Genomic DNA, 1,569 nt, shown 5'->3' on the forward strand with positions numbered 1-1,569 from the left:
CCGGCATATTCGCGGATCTTGTCGCCGTCCTGCACCACCGGGATCGGCAGCAGCCACTGGCCGCGATCGTCGAGATAGCGGCCGAACACCAGGATCGAGCCCTTGTCGAAATCATGCCGGATATTGCCGGTGATCTGACCGCCGCGCTCCGCCTCGAACTGCGCATCGCGGATCCCGCGCGAGGTCGAGTAATAGCCGCCGACCATATAGGTCGTGCTGTCGTCGATCGGACCCGAGACATAGCTGTCGACGCGGAATTCGCCGAAATCGGTGCCGCTGAGCTTCAGCAATCCGGCGGGCGTCTGCTTGCCCTCGCGCTGGACGAGGTTGACGGTCAGGCCCGGCTGTCCGTTCGAGAACAGTGCGCCGGTGCCGCCGCGGACCGCCTCGACGCGCTGGATCGTCTCGTCGATCCGGATCAGCTGCGTGTTCTCGAGGAACGACAGCGTCGGCGGCGGGAAGAACGGCACGCCCTGCGTCTGGAAGGTGACGTATTCCGCATCGCCGCCCGACGGATAGCCGCGGACGAAGATGTTCGCGCCGGTCTTGCCGCCCGAGCTCTCGGTGCTGACGCCCGGTACTGCGCGCAGCACCTCGGCGGTGCTGGCGGTGCCGAGACGCTGGGCCATCGTGCTGTCGATCGTGGTGACCGCGAACGCCGCATCCTGTCGGCGAGTGCCCGCGCCTGCGGTGCCGATCACGACGATATCCGCGGACGGCTCCTCGGGCGGGGCTTGGGCGACGGTGGGATCCGGTGCGGCCTGCACCGGTGCAGCCTGGGCCGGGGCCGGCTCCGTACCGGCAGGCTGGTCCTGGGTCGCGACGATCAGGAACGCGCCGCTCGGCGTCAGCTTATGACGGAGCCCCGAGCCCTTGAGGATCGTCGTCAGTGCGTCGCCGACCTCCATTCGGCCGGTAACCGCGCGCGCGGTCTTGTTGCGGACGAGCGTCGGCGAGAACAGGATCTGCTTGCCGCTCTGGCGGGAGAAGGAGAGCAGCGCGTTGCTCATATCCTGTCTTGCGATCCGGACGCCGACGGCCGCCTTAGCGGTCACGCCGATCGGAATGCCGCCTGCGCCCAGTGCCAGAGCGGTCATCATCATGCCGCGCAAAAGTGCGGTCCTGCCTATGGATGTCATGCAACCCTCCCTTTGTGTGCGATCCCTCTGCCGGGGTCGATCCGGGGATAAAGACGCAAGATTCCAAAAATCCCGAACCCCCTTCCGAATTATTTTTTCGTAGCGATGGTAATCCCGTCGGCGCTGCGCGCAACGGTTACGGGAAAGCCCATTTGCAACGCATCTAGGAATGGCTCGACCTCACCGGTGCGGAACGATCCGCTGATCCGGACATCGCCGGCCCGCTTGTCGGCGACCGCGATCCGCGGCGTGCCATAGCGGTTCATTTCGGCGATCGCGTGACGCAGGGTGGTGTCCTCGAACACTAGCAGTCCTCCGCTCCAGCTCGACAGCGCAGAGGCGATGCCGGGCACATGACGCAGCGAGACGCTGCCCGCTGCGGCAGTCAGGACGTCGTCGGGTACCATCGCAACCGGCTTCGCGTGTCCGC

Annotated in this window: 2 protein-coding genes; both read right to left on the reverse strand. The window is 66.3% G+C overall.

Features of this window, described 5'->3' with window-relative positions; genetic code table 11:
- On the reverse strand, positions 1-1,139 hold a 1,139-nt coding region (locus tag U1872_RS22195), incomplete at its 3' end, for a TonB-dependent receptor plug domain-containing protein (protein ID WP_332795044.1).
- Between the two features lie 89 nt (positions 1,140-1,228).
- Positions 1,229-1,569 (reverse strand): FecR family protein (locus U1872_RS22200; protein WP_332795045.1); only part of this gene is annotated, 341 nt, incomplete at its 5' end.

The sequence above is a fragment of the Parasphingomonas frigoris genome (genome assembly GCF_036663815.1).
GTDB lineage: Bacteria > Pseudomonadota > Alphaproteobacteria > Sphingomonadales > Sphingomonadaceae > Sphingomonas.